At 63.3% G+C, this 15,982-nt stretch carries 15 protein-coding genes; 9 read left to right on the forward strand and 6 right to left on the reverse strand.

Annotation, left to right across the window (positions count from 1 at the left end; all coding sequences use genetic code 11):
- Window positions 1–16: 16 nt before the first annotated feature.
- The 4 genes from A3CW_RS0110290 to A3CW_RS0110305 all read left to right on the forward strand — a co-directional run bounded on the left by A3CW_RS0110290 (window position 17) and on the right by A3CW_RS0110305 (window position 4,329).
- Window positions 17–892: a fumarate hydratase gene (locus tag A3CW_RS0110290; protein WP_028203487.1), complete on the forward strand. Its 876-nt coding sequence runs from the start codon at window positions 17–19 to the stop codon at window positions 890–892.
- A gap of 1 nt (window position 893) precedes the next feature.
- Window positions 894–1,508 carry a fumarate hydratase C-terminal domain-containing protein gene (locus A3CW_RS0110295; protein WP_028203488.1) on the forward strand — a complete coding sequence of 205 codons (615 nt, stop codon included), beginning with the start codon at window positions 894–896 and terminating at the stop codon, window positions 1,506–1,508.
- Entirely contained in the window at window positions 1,505–3,235 is a 1,731-nt protein-coding gene (locus A3CW_RS0110300; RefSeq protein ID WP_028203489.1) for an L-aspartate oxidase, read from the forward strand. Before A3CW_RS0110295 ends, A3CW_RS0110300 begins: the two co-directional genes overlap by 4 nt.
- Before the next feature lie 98 nt (window positions 3,236–3,333).
- Window positions 3,334–4,329 carry a Bug family tripartite tricarboxylate transporter substrate binding protein gene (locus A3CW_RS0110305; RefSeq protein ID WP_028203490.1) on the forward strand — a complete coding sequence of 332 codons (996 nt, stop codon included), beginning with the start codon at window positions 3,334–3,336 and terminating at the stop codon, window positions 4,327–4,329.
- Between the two features lie 450 nt (window positions 4,330–4,779).
- Here the strand turns inward: A3CW_RS0110305 and A3CW_RS45870 are convergent, their stop codons facing one another.
- Entirely contained in the window at window positions 4,780–6,339 is a 1,560-nt protein-coding gene (locus A3CW_RS45870; RefSeq protein ID WP_051481395.1) for a tripartite tricarboxylate transporter permease, read from the reverse strand.
- 8 nt (window positions 6,340–6,347) lie between these two features.
- Window positions 6,348–6,773 carry a tripartite tricarboxylate transporter TctB family protein gene (locus A3CW_RS0110315; protein WP_035512754.1) on the reverse strand — a complete coding sequence of 142 codons (426 nt, stop codon included), beginning with the start codon at window positions 6,771–6,773 and terminating at the stop codon, window positions 6,348–6,350.
- A 444-nt stretch (window positions 6,774–7,217) separates the two neighbouring features.
- On the opposite strand from A3CW_RS0110315, the gene A3CW_RS0110320 reads away from it, so the two are divergent.
- Window positions 7,218–8,888, forward strand: coding sequence for a thiamine pyrophosphate-binding protein (locus A3CW_RS0110320; RefSeq protein ID WP_028203492.1), 1,671 nt, complete (start codon window positions 7,218–7,220; stop codon window positions 8,886–8,888).
- A 47-nt stretch (window positions 8,889–8,935) separates the two neighbouring features.
- On the opposite strand, the gene A3CW_RS0110325 is transcribed toward A3CW_RS0110320, so the two are convergent.
- Window positions 8,936–9,814 (reverse strand): hypothetical protein, encoded by an 879-nt coding sequence (locus A3CW_RS0110325; RefSeq protein WP_407669735.1) that lies wholly within the window; start codon window positions 9,812–9,814, stop codon window positions 8,936–8,938.
- Between the two features lie 202 nt (window positions 9,815–10,016).
- Between A3CW_RS0110325 and A3CW_RS0110330 the strand changes: the two genes are divergently transcribed.
- Both A3CW_RS0110330 and A3CW_RS0110335 read left to right on the forward strand, forming a co-directional pair.
- On the forward strand, window positions 10,017–10,922 hold the full coding sequence (locus A3CW_RS0110330) for a S1C family serine protease (RefSeq protein WP_028203494.1): 906 nt from the start codon (window positions 10,017–10,019) through the stop codon (window positions 10,920–10,922).
- Between the two features lie 18 nt (window positions 10,923–10,940).
- Complete coding sequence (locus A3CW_RS0110335) at window positions 10,941–11,609, forward strand: response regulator transcription factor (protein ID WP_035512756.1); 669 nt, start codon at window positions 10,941–10,943, stop codon at window positions 11,607–11,609.
- Between the two features lie 172 nt (window positions 11,610–11,781).
- Here A3CW_RS0110335 and A3CW_RS50115 read toward each other — a convergent pair whose 3' ends face one another.
- Entirely contained in the window at window positions 11,782–12,033 is a 252-nt protein-coding gene (locus A3CW_RS50115) for a hypothetical protein (protein ID WP_028203496.1), read from the reverse strand.
- Here A3CW_RS50115 and A3CW_RS0110345 point away from each other — a divergent pair.
- Both A3CW_RS0110345 and yfcF read left to right on the forward strand, forming a co-directional pair.
- On the forward strand, window positions 12,020–12,289 hold the full coding sequence (locus A3CW_RS0110345) for a hypothetical protein (RefSeq protein WP_028203497.1): 270 nt from the start codon (window positions 12,020–12,022) through the stop codon (window positions 12,287–12,289). The genes A3CW_RS50115 and A3CW_RS0110345 overlap by 14 nt on opposite strands.
- A 97-nt stretch (window positions 12,290–12,386) precedes the next feature.
- Window positions 12,387–13,019: a glutathione transferase gene (yfcF, locus tag A3CW_RS0110350; RefSeq protein ID WP_028203498.1), complete on the forward strand. Its 633-nt coding sequence runs from the start codon at window positions 12,387–12,389 to the stop codon at window positions 13,017–13,019.
- A 152-nt stretch (window positions 13,020–13,171) separates the two neighbouring features.
- Here yfcF and A3CW_RS0110355 read toward each other — a convergent pair whose 3' ends face one another.
- Together A3CW_RS0110355 and A3CW_RS0110360 are read right to left on the reverse strand one after the other, a co-directional pair.
- The gene (locus tag A3CW_RS0110355; RefSeq protein WP_028203499.1) at window positions 13,172–14,098 is read right to left on the reverse strand and encodes a glutaminase; all 927 of its coding nucleotides are present in this window, start codon (window positions 14,096–14,098) and stop codon (window positions 13,172–13,174) included.
- Window positions 14,099–14,207: 109 nt separating this feature from the next.
- A complete protein-coding gene (locus tag A3CW_RS0110360; RefSeq protein ID WP_028203500.1) occupies window positions 14,208–15,779 on the reverse strand; it encodes a DHA2 family efflux MFS transporter permease subunit in 1,572 nt (523 codons plus the stop codon).
- Between the last annotated feature and the right edge of the window lie 203 nt (window positions 15,780–15,982).

Here is a 15,982-nt window from a genome sequence, read left to right on the forward strand (position 1 = left end):
TCCGGAAGAGACGGCCATGAAACTCGATCTCGACGTCGTCGAGGAAGCCTCGAAGGAACTGTATATCCGCGCCCTCAAGTTGCTCCCGCCCGACGTGAAAGAGGGCATTGAAAGGCTTTCCGCCAGCGAAACGTCGCCGGTCGCGCAGCGGGTTCTCGAAACGATGCGGACCAATATCCGTGTCGCCGAAGATACGGAGAACCTGCTTTGCCAGGACACGGGCATCCCGATTTACAACGTCGCGCTTGGCCGCAACGTCGAGTTCGACGGCTTCGCATTGAAGGCGGCGATTCGCAAAGGGTGCGAGCGCGCCACGCGAGAGCACCCGCTGCGTTCGTCGGTCGTGCATCCGCTCACGCGCAAGAACAATCACACGTCGTGCGGCATCGAGGTGCCGGTCATTCACGTCGACTTCACGGACGAGAACGAGACTGCAACCATCGAGATGGTGCCGAAAGGCAGCGGCTCGGAGAACAATTCTTTCCTGAAGATGGCCGTGCCCGCCGAGGGGATCGATGCGATCAAGATGTTCGTCGTCGACTGTGTGATCTCGGCAGGCGGCAAGACGTGTCCGCCGACGATCGTGGGCGTGGGTCTCGGCGGCACGTCCGATCTATCCATTGCGCTAGCCAAACGTGCCGCGACGCGCGCGTTGGGCACCACGTGCGCCGACCCCGAAGGCGCCGCACTCGAACGCGAACTGACGCAGGCCGTGAACCGTCTCGGTGTCGGCCCGCAGGGTCTCGGGGGCGATAGCACGGCGTTTGCGGTGCATATCGAGCTGGCGTCGACGCACATCACGATGAATCCCATTGCGGTCAACATGCAGTGTCACTCGGCGCGGCGCGCGAAGGCCTTGCTTACCACAGACGGTCTCACTTACGGATTCTGAAATGGCTCACTACGACCTCTATACGCCTGTCGACGAGTCGCAGATCCGCAAGCTGCGCGTGAACGATACCGTGACCTTGCATCAGACGCTATTCGGCATCCGCGACGCCACGCAGATCCATCTGTTCGACAAGGGGCGCACGACGGAATTCGACCTGCGCGGGCACGCGGTCATTCACACGGCGCCCAACGTGCGCAAGGTCGCGCCAAGCAGCGAATTCCCGGCGGGATATCAACCGGTCTGCATCGGCACGACCACGTCGGACCGCATGGAACGCTTCACGCGTCCGCTGATGGAGCAGTACGGCGTACGCATGATCGTTGGAAAGGGCGGCTTGCGCGAAGGATCGAAGTCGGCGTTCCAGGACTTGGGCGGCGTCTACCTGGCCATTATCGGCGGCACGGCGGCGCTCGAAACGACATGGATCGAGAAGATCGAAGCCGTCGATCTGGACGACCTCAATCCGGAGTCGCTCTGGAAATTCAGGATCAAGGGTTTCGGTCCGCTGCTCGTGGCTATGGACAGCCACGGCGGCAGCCTGTACGACGAAGTCAGGGGCGACACCGCCTCGAGACGGGCCGAAGTTCTCGAAAGCCTGGGAGTACCGACAAAATGAATATCGAGCGCGTCAAGACGGATATCCTGATTCTCGGCTCGGGCGGCGCCGGTCTCTTTGCGGCGCTGCACGCGCACAAGCAGGCGCCGGACCTCTCGATCACGGTTGCCGTGAAAGGGCTGCTCGGGAAATGCGGCTGCACGCGCATGGTGCAGGGCGGCTATAACGTCGCGCTGGCGCCCGGCGATTCGGTCGAGCGTCACTTCATGGACACGATTGAGGGGAGCAAATGGTTGTCCAACCAGGACCTCGCCTGGGCGTTGGTGAGCACGGCGGTCGAGCGCGTGCGCGAGCTCGAAAACGAACTCGGCTGCTTTTTCGACCGTAACCCCGACGGGTCGATTCACCAGAAGGCGTTCGCGGGCCAGACGTTCGACAGAACGGTCCACAAGGGCGACCTGACCGGCATCGAGATCATCAACCGCCTGGCCGAGCAGGTGTGGAGCCGCGGCATCCATCGCCTCGAAGAGCATCGGGCCATCGAATTGATCAAGACGCGCGACGGCAAGCATGTCGCGGGCGTATTGATGATCGACATGCGCACGGGCCGCTTCGTATTCGTGCAGGCGAGGGCGGTGCTGCTCGCAACGGGCGGCGGGCCGACGATGTACAAGTTCCATACGCCGTCGGGGGACAAGAGCTGCGACGGGCTCGCGATGGCGCTGCGCGCGGGCCTCACGCTGCGCGATATGGAAATGGTGCAGTTTCATCCTACGGGTCTGCTTGCCGGCAGTCACACGCGGATGACCGGAACCGTGCTCGAAGAAGGACTCCGCGGGGCAGGGGGGTACTTGCTGAACGGCACGAAAGAGCGGTTCATGGATCGCTATGACAAGCGCGGCGAACGCGCCACGCGCGACATCGTTTCGCGCGGCATCTATTCGGAAATGCGTGCGGGGCGCACTTCGCCCAATGGCGGCGTGTACATCCAGATGAGCCACCTGGGCCCGGACAAGGTGCGCAAGCAGTTCAAGGGCATGGTGGAACGTTGCGCGGACTGCGGATTCGATCTCGCGGGCGGGCTCGTCGAAGTGGTGCCGACCGCGCATTACATGATGGGCGGCGTGACGTTCCACACCGACTGCGGCACTGAGTTGAGTGGACTCTTCGCGGCGGGAGAGGACACGGGTGGCGTGCACGGAGCGAACCGGCTCGGTGGCAACGGCGTGGCGAACTCCACGGTGTTCGGCGGCATCGCAGGCGACAACATGGCGAAGTGGGTCAAAGCGCAAGGTGAATATCGCGAACCCGATTCGCTCGCCATCGAAGCTGCCATCAAGGAAGCCGAAGTCCCCTTCTCCAAGAACGGAAAAGGGCTCGAGAGCATCCGGGAAGCGCTCTACGAATGCATGTGGACGCATGTCGGCATCATTCGCGATCGCGACGGGCTCTTGCGGGCACGCCAGGTCCTGGCCGAACTTCATGAGCGGTTGATGCTCACCGGCGTCGTGGACGGCGATCGCGCATTCAACGCACAGTGGCACGACTGGCTGAACCTGAAGAATCTGATCGCAGTCAGCCAGATCATCACCGAGGCGGCCCTATCCCGCGAGAATTCGCGGGGCGCGCATTTCCGTGAGGATTATCCGGAAGCCGGCGATCTGGAGAGGTCCGCCTACACGACGATTCGCAAAAGTGGAGGAGAGGTCGAGATCAAACAGGAGCCAGTGACATTTAGCCGGGTACGGCCGGGAGAAACGATTCTTTGCGAGCAGATGGCGCAATGAGGGGTGCCGCGTGGCAAGCGCATTTCCGGAAACTGCTTCGCTGTCCGCCTTGAATCGAGCCACGGCCGATCCACACTATTTCAAACGGAGACAACGCAATGCCCCCCAAATTCGTTCGCACGCTTCGGCGCGGGCTCGTGCTCGCTGCCGCACTTTCCGCTGCCCTGCAAGTGCAGTCGGCCGCTCATGCAGAAGACGCGTGGCCGTCCCAGCCGATCCGGATCATCGTTCCCTTCTCTGCCGGCGGGTCGACCGATGTGCTGGCCCGAACGATCGGCCAGGGATTGGGGACGCTCTGGAAGCAGTCGGTGGTGATCGACAATCGCCCTGGCGCGGGCGGCATGATCGCCGCCGAAGTCGAAGCGAAGTCTTCGCCTGACGGTTACACATTGATGCTGGCGTCGGGGAGCATGTTCACCGTCAATCAGTACATCTACAAAAAACTCCCGTACACGGCCAAGGACTTCAGCTATATCACGACGGTGGCCAGTAATCCGATGGTCGTTGCCGTGGCGCCCTCGCTGCCCATTTCGAATGTGAAGGAGCTGATCGCGTACGGGAAAACGCAACATCCCAAGCTGAACTTTGGTTCAGCCGGTATCGGCAGCCAGGTTCACATGGCCGACGAAGCGTTCTCGGGCGCGGCGGGCATTCCGATGGTTCACGTGCCCTATAAGGGCGAGGTGCTTGCGCTGAACGATCTGATGGCGGACCGCGTGCAGGTCGTGCTGCCCAACATCGCCGCGGCCATGCCCTTCATGAAGGGCAAGACGATCAAGGTGCTCGCGGTGACCGGCGATCACCGTTCAGCCGCGTGGCCCGATATTCCGACCGTGAGCGAAGCCGGCTTGCCCGGTTTCAATGTGACGGGCTGGTTCGCACTCGTGGCGCCGGCCGGCACGCCCGCGAGCGTCATCAACAAGATTCAGCAGGATACCGTGAAGGTGCTCGCACAGCCCGACACACGCCAGCACCTGGCCGTGCTCGGTATGGACCCGGTAGGCGACACGCCTGCCCAACTACAGGCCAGGATCGCCACGGAATCGGCGAAATGGCAAAAGGTCGTCAGCGCGAGCCATATCGGCGCGAATTGAACTTGATCGTTGATTGCCGTTGTTGCGAAGCCCGTCGGATGCGATGTCCCGGCGGGCTTTTTCATTTGCTTGGCTGATTATCGGCCCCGTATCGCAAGCGCGGCGGCCGAGCCGAGGTCAGGACTGAATCGGGCGACGATTGACGGCCGCTTTCAGATCGCTGATGTCGTCGTGCAACTCGAGCATCCACCGTGCGGCAGCAGCGATCTGGCGTTGAATGCGTTGGAAGGTATCAGGGGAAGTGCGAACGGGCGAGGAGGGGGTATTCACGAGCAACCGGGTTTTCAGTTAGGTAGTAACCCGTATTGTACTAGCGTTGAAGCGAACAGGTGATCGCACATGACCGATGCTATGGCCTGCTTACAACAGCATCCTGGTCGGTAGTACGCCAACTGGATCGACTTTACCGCCCGCGCAGTTTGCAGCCGGGCGGTCTTTCTACTGCCCCGTTTAATCGCTGCTTGCCCGGGGCATTTCGGCGCGCGCTCCACCCTGGCGCACGCGTTCTTTTTTGTTCGCGCGGCGGCGGTTTCGTTGTGCCGACAGCGTGACCATCACGACGAGCAACAGCGATGCAATGAGGAATCCGCAGCTGATGGGCCGCTCGACGAAAATGGACATATTGCCGTGCGAAATGAGCAGCGCGCGGCGAAAGTTCTCCTCGATCATCGGTCCGAGGACGAAGCCAAGCAGGATAGGCGCGACTGAAAAGCCAAGGTAGTTGAACACGGTGCCGATCAGGCCGAACGCCAGAACTTGCCACACTTCGAAAAGGCTGTTCTGGGTGCTGAACACGCCAACGGCAATAAAGAACATCGCAGAGGGAAACAGATACCGATAAGGCAGTCTGAGCAATTTGACCCACACGCCGATCATCGGCACATTGAGCAGCACGAGAAGAATATTGCCGATCCAGAAGCTCGCAATGAGGCCCCAGAAGATATCGGGGTGCTCGGAGATCAACTGCGGGCCAGGCGTAATGCCCTGAATGATGAGCGCACCGAGAATCAGCGCCATCACCGGATCGCCGGGTATGCCGAGGCTCATCGTCGGAATGAAATCGACCTGCGTTTTCGAGTGCGACGACGCTTCGGGCGCCGCGACGCCGGCAATCACGCCCGTGCCGAACGCCTGGGGATTCTTTGAGAGCTTGCGCTCGAGCGCATAGGCCACGAACGTCGTGATCGTCGGGCCGGTTCCCGGCATGGCGCCGAACAGCGCGCCCACGGCCGTCCCTCGCGTCATGGGCCAGAAGGTGGCTTTGAGTTCCTCGCGCGTGGGACGCATGTCCTTGAAGCGCACGCTGAGCGACTTGCTCGATACCTGCATTCTGTTGACGTTGCACAGGAAGTCGGCCACGCCAAAGAGCCCCATCGCGATCGCAACCAGTTCGAGCCCGTCGTTCATGTCGGTCAGGCCAAACGTGAAGCGGAACGTGCCCGTATTGACATCGGTGCCGACCATGCCGCAAAGCAGGCCGAAAAGCGTCATGGCGATGCCTTTGAGCGCCGAGCCTCTCGACATCGTCGAGCCGGCGAGCAGGCCCAGCAGCATGACGGAGAAGATCTCCGAGGGGCCGAACTTGAAGGCCATTGCCGTGAGCAATGGCGAAGCAAAAATCATCAGGATGATGCCGGTCGACGCCGCGAAGAACGAACTCAACATCGTGATGCCGAGCGCCGCGCCGCCTCTGCCGGCCTTTGCCATGGGATACCCGTCGAGACAGGTGATCGCATGCGGAGGGTGAGAAGGCAGATTGAGCAGAATGGCGCCGATCGCGCCGCCGTATTGCGAGCCGTAGAAAATACCGGCGAGCATCAGGATCGCCGGTACAGGGTGCATGACATAGGTCAGCGGCAACAGGATGGAGATTGCCGACAGCGCGCCCATGCCCGGCAACACGCCCACCATGTTGCCCACTAGAACGCCAAAGAACGACCACATCAGGTTGGTGCCTTGAAGCGCAACCGAGAAGCCGTAAAAGAGGTCGTGCAAGGATTGTTCGATCATGTTGCTCACTATCCCCAGGCGAATGGCGCCAGCTGAAGTTTTAGCGCCCATGAGAAGACAACGAGGGCGATCGCGCACATGACGATCGACAACGCGGCTGCGCGAAACAGGGTATTGGTTCGGTCTCCGAGCGCGGAAATGAAGACGATCGCGAAGGTGGCGGGAATCAGGCCGCCGTACTTGCCGAGCAGGATGAAGGCGAGCGTGCCCGTGATAATGCAAACGGCGCCACGCAGGTCGGGCAGCCGCGCATGCGCATCCGCCGTGTTCGAAGCGGGTTTGGGCAGATCCTTCGCCGAGAGCGCGATCAGAATGCCGACGACAGCCAGAAGCGTGCCCACGGCGACGGGAAAGAAACCCGCCCCCATGCTCGTCAGCGATCCCACTTCATAGGACATGCCGGCGTACGCGGCGCTTACGCCGATCACGACCATCAGTGCGCCGGCGTAGTAATCCTTGCTGAAAGAAACTCTGAGGTTCAACGCATACCTCCGCCGCCTGAGCGATTGACATCCGCAGCGCAGCCCGGCGCATGAAGTCTGGAGAGCGAGGTCCGGCAAGGTTGCCCGGCCCATGTGCGGCCGGGCAGAAGGTAGCACTACGAATTGAAGTTTGCTGTGTAGCCGGCGCGGGCCCGCAGGGAGCGTCGCCTGTCCGACACAGTCATACAACTCATATGTATGAGTCGCAATGTAATGTGTTAGCCTTCGGATTGCCATCAGGGAAAACATGGGTGTCGGCGCATCGTGCGCGAGACGAAGCAATTCTTTCGTCGACTTCAAGAATTACTGACTTTTCGCGTTGATGGATGACGCGAATAATCCACTCGACACCCATTTAATGCGGGAATCCACACGTCTTGAACAGGAGATATCGCAATGTCGATTGCATGCCGCGGCGCTGACGCGCTGGTAAAGGCGTTGTCCAAAGCAGGGGTGAAGCATGTCTTCACCTTGTCGGGCAACCACATCATGCCGGTGTTCGACGCTTGCATTGGCGCGGGTATCGAGTTGTTCCACACGCGCCATGAGGCCGCGGCCGTGCACATGGCGGATGCCTACGCGCGCTTGACCGGCAAGGTCGGCGTGGCGCTGGTGACCGGCGGTCCCGGTCACGCCAACGCGGTATCGGCACTCTATACGGCTCAGATGGCGGAATCGCCCGTTCTGCTTCTCTCTGGGCATGCACCGCACGACCAGTTGGGCATGGGCGCATTTCAGGAGATGCGGCAGGCGGATGTCGCGGCGCCGCTCGTGAAGATGGCCGCCACCGCACAGCATCCAGACACTCTGGTCGATGAACTGGCCCACGCGATGCGCGCCGCGCAGTCGGGGCGGCCCGGGCCCGTCCACCTGAGCCTTCCAGTGGACGTATTGGAGGGCGCGGCGCACGTGCCCGGCGAAATGCATGCCGAAAGCTTTATGCCGGCAAGGCAGATGCTTGACGACACAACGGCAAGGCGCCTGGTATCGAGCCTCGCCGATGCGGCGCGCCCGCTGATCCTCGTGGGGCCGGCGTGCATGACCCGCGCTGGCCGCGAGCGGACGGACACGCTTGCGGCGGCGGTCGGCATTCCGGTCATCGGCATGGAGAGCCCGCGCGGCATCAACGATCCGGCTCTGGGGGCGTTCGCCGAGGTTCTGGCGCAGGCTGACCGCGTGATGCTGGTAGGCAAGCGGATGGATTTCACGCTGGCGTTTGGGAAATCGCCCGCGTTTGCGCCGGGTTGCACGTTTCTTCAGGTCGACCCGGAGCCGCAAGAGATTGCACGCACGCGTCGCGCGGTGGGTGAGCGCTTGATCGGCACGGCGGTGGCGGATAGTTTCCCCGCGCTCGACATGCTGGCTACCGTTTGCCGCAATGCGCACAAGCGCGATGAAAGTTGGACGCGCGACGTGCGGGGCGCGATTGCATGGCGGCCCGAGCAATGGCGCACGGCGTCGTCGTCGCTCGAAAAACGTGTTCATCCTGTTCAGGCGCTCGCGCCGTTCCAGGCGTTTCTCGACAGCCATCCCGACGCGGTTTTCGTCTCCGATGGCGGCGAATTCGGGCAGTGGGCGCAAGCCTGCCTGCGCGCACCGCATCGCGTGATCAACGGCGTCGCCGGGGCGATCGGCGCCGCGCTGCCGTTCGCGCTGGCCGCGCGCGTTGCGCACCCCGATGCGCCCATCGTTGCCGTGATGGGGGATGGCACGTTCGGCTTTCATGCGGCGGAAATGGATACCGCCGTGCGCTACGGATTACCCTTCGTGGCCGTGGTTGGCAATGATGCGCGCTGGAACGCCGAGTATCAGATCCAGTTGCGCAGTTATGGCCCTGAGCGGCTGATCGGCTGCGAGCTGCTGCCCGCACGCTACGATCGCGTGACCGAGGCTTTCGGTGGCGCTGGCGCGTTCGTCGAACATGCGGACGACATGAAAGACGCGATCGAACGGGCGCAGGCTGCGCAGAACGCGAAGCTGCCAACGTGCGTGAACATCATGATCGAGGGTGTTGCTGCGCCGTCTTTCAAACGCCGCGCGCCAGAAGCTGCATCGCCCGGTCGCTAGGTCGAGATGTTCGCAAACGGGCCGGTGACGCCCGTGCGCTGCGCGGGCTACTGCGCGATCTGCTGACGCTGATATTCGTCGTGCTTCATTTGCATGTAGTCGGCGCGGCTGACCTCGTGCAGTTGCCGCGGATACTGCTCGGTCGCGTCGAACCACTCGGTGAGGCGTTTGTCGAGACGGGTGGCGGGCGGGCTGGCAAGCGCATCGAGATACGCCTGAATGGCGAGGTAATAACGCATCGTATTGCGTTCGACCAGACCGCGCACGCCGCCGATGTATCGCGTCTCGTTCGTCGACGGATCGTGGGTCGTGGAAAAGCCGACTTTATCGCTGCCTATCGTCGCCAGATAGGCTTTCATGGCAAGCCGGCCCGCTGTGCCGTAACCGTAGGCGTAAGTTAGATGAATAAAGGTGCGATCGTCACCCACGGGTATGGCCTCCAGCACGATCCGGTAGTCCTTCGTGCTCAGCGGACCCGTGGCGGCGGTAAGCTCCACGCGAAAATAATCAGGGCTACTCACGGCCTGGTGCCAGGTGAATTGCACGCGGTAGGATGAGGAAAGCGATTCCTCGGTTTTCTTGCCGATATTCACCGCGAGAACCGTCCCGCTCGCGCTGGTCGAGGCATGGCAGTACTTGATGTTCAGGTGCAGGATCAGCACGTCGCACCAGTTGGCAGGCCCTTGAGTCGGGTGGTTGAGCGTGTCGTTGACCGTCGCGAAAGGGAAGTTGACCACCCCGTAAATATCGCCTTTGAGTGCCGATGGCAACTCCTGGGATTCGAGGTACAGCGGCCGCTGAAACTGGTTTTCCGCGAGTGGCTGCGTGAGACTCTGGTACTTTTCGCGCAGGCTCGTCGCCCTGGCGTCCGCTTGCGCGAAAGCGCCCTGGCCCAGCAAACAGAGCGCCGCGGTCATCACGGCCATCCACCACTGGCGCGTGCGCCGGATGCCTGATGTGAATCTGGCAAGCGTCCTCATGGCCTTCCTCCCGCTTTGACTCAGTGTGAGCTGCATCGATCCGACTACCCATTTGGGTGGTGTGCGCCGCCTGTCCTTCTGTCATTGTGAACCCACGATCAGCAGGAGACCTGAAATGGAAACGACATCCTCGAGCGCAAATCCTCTAATAGTTCTCTCGGACGGTCTGGCCGACATTGTCGCGCGAGTCGGGCAGAGCGTCGTGGCAATCCATGGCCGGCATCGCATGCCGTCGAGTGGGGTAATCTGGCGCCATGGCGTCGTCGTGACGGCTGCCCACACGATCCGGCGTGAGGAGGGCATCGACATCACCCTGGCCGACGGTCGTACGGTCGCCGCAGTCCTCGCAGGCCAGGATCCGGGCACCGACCTCGCCGTGCTGAAGCTGGACGGCGTGGACCAGGACCCAGTGGAGTCCGGCGATGCCCGCTCACTGAAGCCGGGTCATCTGGCGCTCGCCGTTGCGCGTGCGGACGAACTCGGCGTCAGCGCCGATTTTGGCGTGATCGGCAGCACGGGTGGTCCCTGGCGCACCTGGAGAGGCGGGCAACTCGACGCATTCGTGCGACTGGACGGCGGTTTGCGCCCGGGTTTCTCGGGCGCGGCCCTCGCCGATATGCGCGGCCAGGTTGTGGGCATCTGCACGTCGGGACTGATGCGGGGCGCCGGCATGGTGATTCCCGCGATGACGGTGGAGCGCGTCGCCGATGAACTGCTGGCGAAGGGGCGCGTCTCACGGGGCTATCTTGGCGTCGGCACACAGCAGGTCAGCCTGCCGAACGCATGGGTGGACAAAATGAACCTGTCGTTCAATAGCGGATTGCTGATCAGTTCGCTTGCGACGGGCGGTCCCGCCGAGCAGGCAGGCGTGCTCATCGGCGATGTGCTGATCGAACTGGACGGTCAGCCTTGCCGCGACATGGGCGACCTGCACGCCGCGCTGGGCTCGACGGGCATCGGACAGCCGTTGCCAGTGACGTTGATCCGGGGCGGCGAGCGCCACGCGTGCACGGTAACCGTGGGCGAACGGCCTCAACGGCATGCATGCAGGTGAGGTCCGGGACGCGGCGATATGTCGGACGGAAAGATGGAATACATGGGGCCGGTGCGGGTTGCGCTCATTGCGGCATCGCCTCAGGTGCGTGCAAGCCTGCAAACGATTGTCGAGGCGGACCCGGCACTCGCGTTGCTGGGTAGCGCCGCCGACGCCGAAACGCTCGCCGCTGACCTGGCCGGTTCGGTGCCGGATGTCGTCGTGGCCGACATCGAGCCGGAGGCGGGCGACGCGCTCAAGACGCTGTTCGACCCTGGCCGCGCGCCACCGGCGCTGGTCCTGTTGCTCGACGACCCGGATAGCGATGGGTTCCTCGACGAACTGCCCGCCGAGGCGACGGCGATCCTGTCGCGCGACGTGACGCCCGCCGAAATCGTCGCGGCCATCGAAGCCGCCGCCGCCGGCCTGTGCGTGCTGTCGCCCGACATCCTCGCAAGGCTGCTGGCGGGACGAAAACCGTTGCGCCAGACGGCATCCGGCGGACCGTTCGAAGCCTTGTCGCTACGGGAGATCGAAGTGCTGGCGATGCTCGCCGATGGACTCGGCAACAAGGAGATCGCCCGGCAACTCGACATCTCGGACAACACGGTGAAATCCCACCTCTCGTCCATCTTCGGCAAACTCGGCGCGACCAATCGCACCGAAGCGGTAATGCTCGGTATGCGGCACGGATACATCATGGTGTAGACGGACCACACGGCGTTGAATAGAAGCGGTACGGGCGTCTCTAAAGAAACCTTCAGGCTTGCCGATAACACACGGATAGGGCGTTATTCGGCGGCTGCGCTGCCCCTGACTACGGCGAGAGAGATTCCATGCAGATTCAACCCATTACCGCGACGACGACTACGACGACTGCCTACGGCAGCGGTGCGCAGGCTTCGACGAGCGGCGCAGGCAACGGCGCTTCCTCGGGCGCGGCATCGTCGAATTCGAATGACAACAGCACGACGAGTTCGTCGACGAGCGCGTCCAGCAGCGGCACCACGTCGACTTCGACTTCGACGCAAAGCACTTCGGCCTCTTCGAAGGCGCGCGGCGGCGGGGGAGGCGGCGCGGCATCCTCCAGCAGTTCGTCATCGAGCGAACTCGACGAATTGAATTCGCTCATCGCGTCGCTTCAGGCGCAGCTCGCGCAGGTGTCGTCGCAGACCTCGGGCGCCGCGGCGCAAGGGTCGAATTCGGGCGAGATCAGCCAGATCAAGGCGCAGATCCAGAGTGCGCAAAGCGCGTTGAGCTCGGCGTCGCAATCGGACGCGAGCCAGGTCAGCCAGATCGCGTCGCAACTGGCGAGCGTACAGAGTTCGCTGGCGCAGTTGATGGTCGCGAGCGGCAAGACCACGGGGCTGGTCTCCACGACGGCGTGAGCGGAGCGGGGCGGCGTGATTCGGTCAGCCCGTCAGTGGTCGAGCGCAACGGCGGCCCTGCTTGCTACTATCGTCGGCGCCAATAACGGAGCCGACTGTGACCAACCCAACTCTCCACCTCTACGCCGACGCCCAGTACGCCAGTCCCTATGCGATGTCCGTCTTCGTCGCCCTGCACGAGAAGGCGCTCGCGTTCGAGCTTTCGACCGTCGATCTCGCAAAGAGCGAAAACCAGCAGCCGGAATTCGCGGCGATGTCGCTCACGCGGCGCGTGCCGACCTTGATCCACGACGGCTTCGCGCTCTCGGAGTCCTCGGCGATCACGGAGTATCTGGACGAAACCTTCCCCGGCGTGGCGCTGTATCCGGCGGATAGCCAACAGCGCGCCCGCGCGCGCCAGGTGCAGGCGTGGCTGCGCAGCGATCTCATGCCGATCCGCCAGGAGCGCTCGACCGAGGTCGTGTTTTACGGCCCGACCACGGCGCCGCTTTCCGGCGCGGCGCAACTCGCGGCAGAGAAGCTCTTCGCGATGGCCGACGCGCTGCTCGCGCAAGGCGAAAAGCATCTCTTCGGCGCCTGGTCGATCGCCGACGTGGACCTGGCGTTGATGCTGAACCGTCTGGTGCTGAACGGCGATCCGGTGCCGCATCGGCTGGCGCAGTACGCCCTCTCGCAGTGGCAGAGGCCTGCCGTGCAGCGCTGGCTCACGCTCGAGCGGCCGCCGCTCTGACGCTGCGTCGTCGCGCAGGGGGCGCGGATGCTGACCGGATGGCGTTCACCCAAGCTCAGAAAATCGAGCGGCCGGTGCGCGTCGTCAACCACTCCAGCGCCAGCGACCTCACGATCGGTCACAATAAACCGAGTGACCCTGCCTGGGTAGCCTCAGAAAATCGACCGCCCGGTAAGCGTGGTCAGCAGTTCGAGCGACTGGACGCCAGCCAGTGAGTTTCCGTTCGCGTCGAGCCCCGGCGACCAGACGCACACCGCGAACTCCCCCGGCAGCACGGCCACGATCCCGCCACCCACACCGCTCTTCGCAGGCAAGCCCACGCGGTAGACGAAATCGCCGGCCGCGTCGTAGGTGCCGCAGGTCAGCATCAGCGCAGAAAGGCGTTTGGCCGAACTCGCGTCGAGCACAGGCTCGCCGCTCGCGGGCGACACGCCGCCGTTGGCCAGAAAGAGCGCCGCGCGCGCCAGTTCCACGCAGCTCATCGAGATCGCGCACTGCCGGCAATACGCGTCGATCACGGTATCGGCGGGCATCTCCAGGTTGCCGAAGCTCGCGATGAAATGCGCCATTGCCCGATTGCGCTCGGCGTGCGCGAGTTCCGACTGCGCGACGCGCAGGTCGTAGCCGATGCCGGGCTCGCCCGAAAGCCGCCGCACGAAATCGACGAGCGCGGTTTCCGCCTGCACGAAGCGGCGGCACAGCACGTCGGTCACGACCAGCGCGCCCGCGTTGATGAACGGGTTGCGCGGCTTGCCCGCCTCGAATTCGAGCTGCACGAGCGAGTTGAATGCCGTGCCGGAAGGCTCGCGGCCCACGCGCTGCCAGAGCGCGTCGCCGAGCAGCTGGAACGCGAGCGTGCAGGCGAACAGCTTCGAAATACTCTGGATGGAAAAGCGCACGTCGGCGTCGCCGGTGCGGTACACCTGGCCGTCCACCGTCACGATAGCCATGCCGAAGTGATCGGGGCGCACTGTGGCGAGTTCGGGAATGTAGTCGGCGATGCGGCCCGTGCCGATATACGGCTGCAGGTCGCGATGGATGGCGTCGAGGATGGGCGTGTAGTCGAACGTGTGATTCATGGGAGGGAGCCGGGCAGTCGCGGCGGGGCGCCCGCCGCGGTCCCCGCGATTGTAGCGGCTCGCGCTTGGCGCCACGGCTTCATTGCGCGTCTTGACCGAACCTCGCCGGTCAATGCGCTCCCGCCGCGCCGCCGCCACCACCGCCCTTCGTCGACTTCGTGATCCAGATGAGCGGAATGATCACGAGAAAGATGATCGCCGAGATATAGAAAATGTCGTTCAGCCCCATCATGGCGGCCTGCGTGGTGAGCTGAAAGTCGAACAGCGCGCGTGCGGAGGGCTCGCTCAGATTCAGCACCTTCTGGGTCTGGTCCATCGCCTGCACGAAGGTCGGGTTGTTGACCGAGGCCTGCTCCGTGAGCCGCGCGTGATGCAGGATCGTGCGGTTGTTCCATGCGTTGGTCGCGATCGAGGTGCCCACCGCGCCGCAGAACACGCGCACGAAGTTCGAGAGGCCCGCCGCCGCGGGCACGCGGCTCGGCGGCTGCCCCGCGAGAATGATCGCCGTGAGCGGCACGAAGAAGAGCGCCATGGGGATGCCTTGCAGCAGCGTGGGCAGCACGAGATGGAAGGTGTCGATTTCGATCACGTACTGCGAACGCATGTAGAACACTCCCGCGAACATCACGAACGCGATCGTCGCGATGATGCGCGCGTCGGAGCGCGGCAACAGGCGCCCCACAACAGGCGAGAGCAGCAGTGCGAAGATGCCTAGCGGCGCGGTCACGAGGCCCGCGTCCACCGAGCGGTAATTCAGATACTCCTGCATCCATTGCGGCAATAGCACGAGATTGCCGAAGAACACGGCATAGGCCACGGAAATCGCAATCGTGCCGCCGAGAAAGTTCCGTTGTCCGAATAAACGCAAATCGACGATCGGATGTTCCTCGGTCAGCTCCCAGACGAGAAAGAACGCAAAGCTGATGAGCGCGACGAGGCCGAGCGTGACGATCACGGGCGAGTTGAACCAGTCGAGATCCTTGCCTTTATCCAGCATGATCTGGAGCGAGGCGACCCAGGCGATCAGCAGGCCGAGGCCCACCACGTCGATAGGCGGTTTGCGCGTGGCAGATTCGCGGTTACGGTAGATCGACCACGTCACGAAAGCCGCGAAAAAACCCACCGGGATGTTGATGTAGAAGATCCACGCCCAGTTGTAGCTATCCGTGATCCAGCCGCCGAGCGCCGGTCCCGCGATCGGGCCGACGGTCGTCGTCATCGCCCAGAACGCTAGCGCGCTCGCGGATTTGTCCTTGGGCCAGGAGCCGAGCAGGATGGCCTGCGAGAGCGGAATGAGCGGGCCGGCCACGGCGCCTTGCAGCACGCGCGCAATCAGCAGGAAAGGCAGGGTCGGTGCGATGCCGCACAGCCACGACGCCAGCACGAACGAAAGTATCGAGGTGATGAACAGGCGCACCTGACCAAAGCGCTGCGTGAGCCAGCCGGTGAGCGGAATGGAAACGGCGTTGGCCGCCGCGAACACGGTGATGACCCACGTGCCTTCGTCCACGGAAACGCCCATGTCGCCGGAGATGGTCGGAATGGCGACGTTGGCGATCGACGTGTCGAGCACGTTCATGAAGGTCGCGAGCGAGACCGCGATGGTGCCGAGGACCAGACGGCCTCCCTGGAGCGGCGGCGGCGGCGCAGGCGGCGCCGATGATGCGGCGGGCTGGTTCAAGCATGTTCTCCGCGTATTCGGTTTGCGGCACAGGATACCTGCAATCGCCTTTTGTCATCGCCAGCCGCGGAGCATCCCCATGTGGCGCAGGGTCATGGGGCTTGCGAATGGCTTTCGCGCGCGATCGGGCTGCTGACGCGCCTTTAGGTAACGCCGGGAAATGGAGTCTTTCGTACACGCGGTGCGCGGCGAGCGTATCCTTG

It is taken from the genome of Paraburkholderia nodosa DSM 21604 (genome assembly GCF_000519185.1).
Classification (GTDB): Bacteria; Pseudomonadota; Gammaproteobacteria; order Burkholderiales; family Burkholderiaceae; genus Paraburkholderia; species Paraburkholderia nodosa.